The organism is Marinobacter sp. F3R11 (assembly GCF_003318275.1).
In the GTDB taxonomy this organism is placed as follows: Bacteria; Pseudomonadota; Gammaproteobacteria; order Pseudomonadales; family Oleiphilaceae; genus Marinobacter.
The window spans coordinates 1-4,510 of record NZ_QOCH01000006.1; the positions used below are offsets into that span (position 1 = coordinate 1).

A 4,510-nucleotide genomic window follows, 5' to 3' on the forward strand; every position below is an offset into this window, starting at 1 on the left:
TTACTCGATAATCTTCGCTACCACACCGGCACCAACGGTACGGCCGCCTTCACGAATCGCGAAGCGCAAACCATCTTCCATGGCGATCGGAGCGATCAGCGTCACTTCCATCTTCACGTTATCGCCTGGCATAACCATTTCCACGCCTTCCGGCAGTTCACAGGATCCGGTTACGTCAGTTGTACGGAAGTAAAACTGCGGACGATAGCCCTTGAAGAACGGAGTATGACGACCGCCTTCATCTTTGCTCAGTACGTATACTTCGCATTCGAACTTGGTGTGCGGCTTGATGCTGCCCGGCTTACACAGAACCTGACCACGCTCAACGTCGTCACGCTTGGTACCACGCAGAAGCACACCTACGTTCTCACCTGCACGACCTTCGTCAAGCAGCTTACGGAACATCTCAACACCGGTACAGGTAGTCTTGACGGTATCCTTGATACCAACAATCTCAACTTCCTCACCAACCTTGACGATACCGCGCTCTACACGACCAGTCACAACAGTACCACGACCCGAGATTGAGAATACGTCCTCAATCGGCATCAGGAACGGCTGATCAATCGCACGCTCAGGCTCAGGGATGTACGAATCCAGAGCTTCTACCAGTTTCTTGACAGCGGTAGTGCCCATTTCGTTATCGTCTTTACCTTCCAGCGCCATCAGCGCTGAACCGGTGATGATCGGAGTATCGTCAGCCGGGAAGTCGTACATGCCCAGCAGGTCACGCACTTCCATCTCTACCAGCTCAAGCAGCTCTTCATCGTCTACCATGTCCGCTTTGTTCATGAACACTACGATGTAAGGAACACCTACCTGACGGGACAGCAGGATGTGCTCACGAGTCTGAGGCATTGGGCCGTCAGCTGCAGACACAACCAGAATCGCGCCGTCCATCTGCGCAGCACCAGTGATCATGTTTTTCACATAATCAGCGTGGCCCGGGCAGTCCACGTGTGCGTAGTGACGAATCGGGGAATCGTACTCAACGTGTGAAGTCGCGATGGTTATACCACGCGCACGCTCTTCCGGTGCGTTATCGATCTGATCGAATGCGCTCGCAGAACCCGTACCCCAGACTTCGTGACATACACGAGTCAGAGCAGCGGTCAGAGTCGTCTTACCATGGTCTACGTGACCAATCGTGCCCACGTTCAGGTGCGGCTTATTACGTTCAAACTTAGACTTAGACATTCGACCAATCTCCCTGATCAACCTGGATCGTAACGCTGACCGGATAAAATAGTGGAGCTCATGACCGGAATTGAACCGGTGACCTCATCCTTACCAAGGATGTGCTCTACCGACTGAGCTACATGAGCAATGCATATCAAATTGGAGCGGGCAGCGGGAATCGAACCCGCGTCATCAGCTTGGAAGGCTGAGGTAATAGCCACTATACGATGCCCGCGAACAATAAGTGGTGGAGGGGGCTGGATTCGAACCAGCGAAGCTTTCGCGTCAGATTTACAGTCTGATCCCTTTGGCCACTCGGGAACCCCTCCGAGTCAGGCGCAGTCTTACGCACCTGTCACAACAAAAAGTGGAGCTGGCGGACGGAATCGAACCCCCGACCTGCTGATTACAAGTCAGCTGCTCTACCAACTGAGCTACGCCAGCTCACATTCGCCTGTTCAGCGAGGGCGGTATACTACGGAGTTTTATCTGACGTTGCAACACCTTCACAAGCGTTGATTTCGATGAAATCGAAATTATTGCCATAATCCGCTTCTGCCGCATGAACCAGTTTTTCAACCAGCTCCGATCTCGCCTCAAAAGACAGCGCGTAGCTTAGCTGATTTCGGGGGAAGTTGACCAGTACTGCATTGAGATTCTGACGTTTTTTTTCTTCAAGTACCGAAACTGCGGCCTCGCGTGACTCAAAGAGCCCCAGAGAGATAGCGTTACGGTTTTCACCCCGCGCGATAAGGTATGAGTCAATACCCCGTTTCTGGAGGCGTTTCAGCTGCTCCAGGGCCACACTTGCAGGCTGAGGCGGAATAATTACCCAGTGCAGAGGAGCCAACTGTCGCTCTATTTCACGCACCTGGTAGTCATAGGACTGAGCTGCCACAACCTCTTCTGCCAGGGATTGAGCCGCAGTAAAGGAATCAAACCACCCAACCGTGGCACAACTTCGCTCCGACAATTCGTCAGCACCTGCAGGATATCCAACAGATTCAGCTGAAGCAGGACCCCCTTTATGCAGATCGAGGGATTTAAGACTCCCCACCCGGGGCAAGGTACCGCTTGCGACATTTCTAGGCAAAAGGTATCCCGATGGACTGCTCAGCACATACCAAAATGACACATTCAGAACGAGCAGGGCCAGCGCCAGCCACTTCATTCTCCAGATACCTCACGGTCTATGTGAGCAAGCCCTTCGAGCACCAGTGATGGGTGATAAGCCCCTTTCAACCCCAACTCGAGCAAGCGTCCGGCATCACCTCCGGTTACGAGCATCGCTCGCAGGTTGAAATTAGCCATATCCACCTCCAGGCGCCCAATCATTGCCTGAATCAGCCAGGACAAGCCTTGATTCACACACTCCCCGGTACTCTTTCCCGGATGGCCCACAAACACCTCGCGCGCGTCAAAGACAATTCTCGCAGCATCGTTTTTCAAACTGTTTAACATCATCGTCATGCCCGGAAGAATATAGCCTCCCAAATGCTCACCAGAGCCATCTACATAATCCACAGTAATCGCACTACCAGCATCGATAACCGCATAACCGCCATTACAATGCTTCCAGGCTCCGTACATCGCGTGCCAGCGATCAGCCCCCATTGCCCGCACATCAACGTATGAATTCCGCAAGCCGCAGCGTTCTGCTTCAGACCAGTAAAAATGAACCGGGGCAGACAGCTTTCGCTCGAGATACGAAAGCAGCTCAAGCCTCTTTACTTCGTGGATAACCGTTGAAACGGCCACCCGGGAAACGTTCCCCGGATGGATCCCTATATCGGCCAAAGGATCCGGCCCGCGCAGCGCTGACCACCCTTCATCAATTACACCTCCGGCCTGCTCGAGGCGCCACTTCAACCGGGTGTTACCTGCATCTATCAACAGCTTCACAGAGAAACCCGCAAGCTTATCTCTCCCGCCCGAACAGGGACCATCCCCGAATCTGCCTGAACAAGATAGTTTCCTTGTTCATCGACACCACAACCAATCCCAATAGCTCCAGAACCCTGTGCCACCAACTGCTGACCCTCGAACAAATCCCGGGCCTGCCACGCCTCTCTGAATGCAGAAAAACCTTTTTCAGAAAAAGTCTCAGCACCCTTTAGCAAAGCAGCGATAAGCGCTGATGCGATCTGGTTCCGAGACCAGGCGCCCTGCGGGGATATTTTTGAAAGACTCGACCAAGCCTGATCAACGTCTTCGGCCTGACTCATATGAACGTTGATGCCGATACCGGCGATAATCTGTACAACTCCCTCCTGCAACTCTCCCTGCAGTTCAACCAGTATCCCACCGAGCTTTCCATCCGGCAGAAAAATGTCGTTAGGCCACTTGAGCCGCACACCGGGAACGCCCAGATTATCAAGAGTTTCAGCAACAACAACACCCAACGCAAGACTAAGCCCATCCAGTACAGCGAAGCCACCCTGGAACGTCAGGCCAAGGCTCAGATATAAGTTTTGGCCACGCGGGCTTCTCCAGGGCCGACCACGACGCCCGCGCCCCATAGTCTGGCAGTCCGCTATGACAACGGGAACCCCGGACACACCCTTCGAAACCCGACGCTGGATTTCTGTATTGGTCGAATCAACCTCATCAAGTACGGTCAGAGAAATCAGATTCCGGTGGGCTTCTACCAGTTCACCAAGGATTGCATCTGCGTCCAGGAGATCTACGGGCGTTAAAAGCCTGTAGCCTCGCCCTCTGACAGTCTCGATGTCGAAACCCTCATCAAGCGCACGACGCACCTGTTTCCAGATGGCCGTGCGACTCACGCCGAGTTCAGCGGCCAGACGTTCTCCGGAGTGAACCTGACCATCACTGAGCAGGGAGACAAGTACTTTGGATTTCATAACAAAATATCCGGCCAGGAGAATGAGTAACGCGTGGATTAAACACCAGGAGCGATGAAAAGACAAAACGAAAAAACCCCCAACGGGTTTCCGCTGGGGGTTTTTTGGTATTAAGAGTCTGACGATGACCTACTCTCACATGGGCAATGCCACACTACCATCGGCGCAGGCCTGTTTCACTTCTGAGTTCGGGATGGGATCAGGTGGTACCAGGCCGCTATGGTCGTCAGACAAAACGGTCGATCACTGGGGGATGAGATAAAACTTATGATGCAATTCTTTCACTGCGATATCCGCAATTGTCTTGGGTGTTATATAGTCAAGCCGCACGAGCAATTAGTATCGGTTAGCTCAACGCCTCGCAGCGCTTACACACCCGACCTATCAACGTCCTGGTCTTGAACGGCTCTTCAGGAGGCTCAAGGCCTCAGGGAGATCTCATCTTGGAAGGGGCTTCCCGCTTAGAT

The 4,510-nt window shown here is 53.2% G+C and carries 4 protein-coding genes, 4 tRNA genes and 2 rRNA genes; all 10 read right to left on the bottom strand.

Annotated features, from left to right (window positions below; genetic code table 11):
- Nucleotides 1–1,197 carry an elongation factor Tu gene (tuf, locus tag DS878_RS02670; RefSeq protein ID WP_113814413.1) on the bottom strand — a complete coding sequence of 399 codons (1,197 nt, stop codon included), beginning with the start codon at nt 1,195–1,197 and terminating at the stop codon, nt 1–3.
- A gap of 52 nt (nt 1,198–1,249) precedes the next feature.
- A tRNA-Thr gene (locus DS878_RS02675) sits at nt 1,250–1,325 on the bottom strand.
- Between the two features lie 14 nt (nt 1,326–1,339).
- Nucleotides 1,340–1,414, bottom strand: a tRNA-Gly gene (locus tag DS878_RS02680).
- A 10-nt stretch (nt 1,415–1,424) separates the two neighbouring features.
- Nucleotides 1,425–1,508: transfer RNA gene (locus DS878_RS02685), tRNA-Tyr, on the bottom strand.
- Between the two features lie 39 nt (nt 1,509–1,547).
- Nucleotides 1,548–1,623 (bottom strand) — tRNA-Thr (locus DS878_RS02690).
- Nucleotides 1,624–1,654: 31 nt separating this feature from the next.
- Complete coding sequence (locus DS878_RS02695; RefSeq protein WP_187298717.1) at nt 1,655–2,350, bottom strand: SPOR domain-containing protein; 696 nt, start codon at nt 2,348–2,350, stop codon at nt 1,655–1,657.
- Complete coding sequence (locus DS878_RS02700) at nt 2,347–3,081, bottom strand: type III pantothenate kinase (RefSeq protein WP_113814414.1); 735 nt, start codon at nt 3,079–3,081, stop codon at nt 2,347–2,349. The genes DS878_RS02695 and DS878_RS02700 overlap by 4 nt, the downstream gene beginning before the upstream one ends.
- A complete protein-coding gene (locus tag DS878_RS02705) occupies nt 3,078–4,043 on the bottom strand; it encodes a biotin--[acetyl-CoA-carboxylase] ligase (RefSeq protein WP_113814415.1) in 966 nt (321 codons plus the stop codon). The genes DS878_RS02700 and DS878_RS02705 overlap by 4 nt, the downstream gene beginning before the upstream one ends.
- A 116-nt stretch (nt 4,044–4,159) precedes the next feature.
- Nucleotides 4,160–4,274: ribosomal RNA gene (rrf, locus tag DS878_RS02710) — 5S ribosomal RNA — on the bottom strand.
- Nucleotides 4,275–4,358: 84 nt separating this feature from the next.
- A 23S ribosomal RNA gene (locus tag DS878_RS02715) occupies nt 4,359–4,510 on the bottom strand; the annotation flags it as partial.

Coding starts and splice junctions, on each gene's coding strand:
- tuf (WP_113814413.1), bottom strand. CDS start 1,197: ATGTCTAAGTCTAAGTTTGAACGTAATAAGCCGCACCTGAACGTGGGC.
- DS878_RS02695 (WP_187298717.1), bottom strand. CDS start 2,350: ATGAAGTGGCTGGCGCTGGCCCTGCTCGTTCTGAATGTGTCATTTTGG.
- DS878_RS02705 (WP_113814415.1), bottom strand. CDS start 4,043: ATGAAATCCAAAGTACTTGTCTCCCTGCTCAGTGATGGTCAGGTTCAC.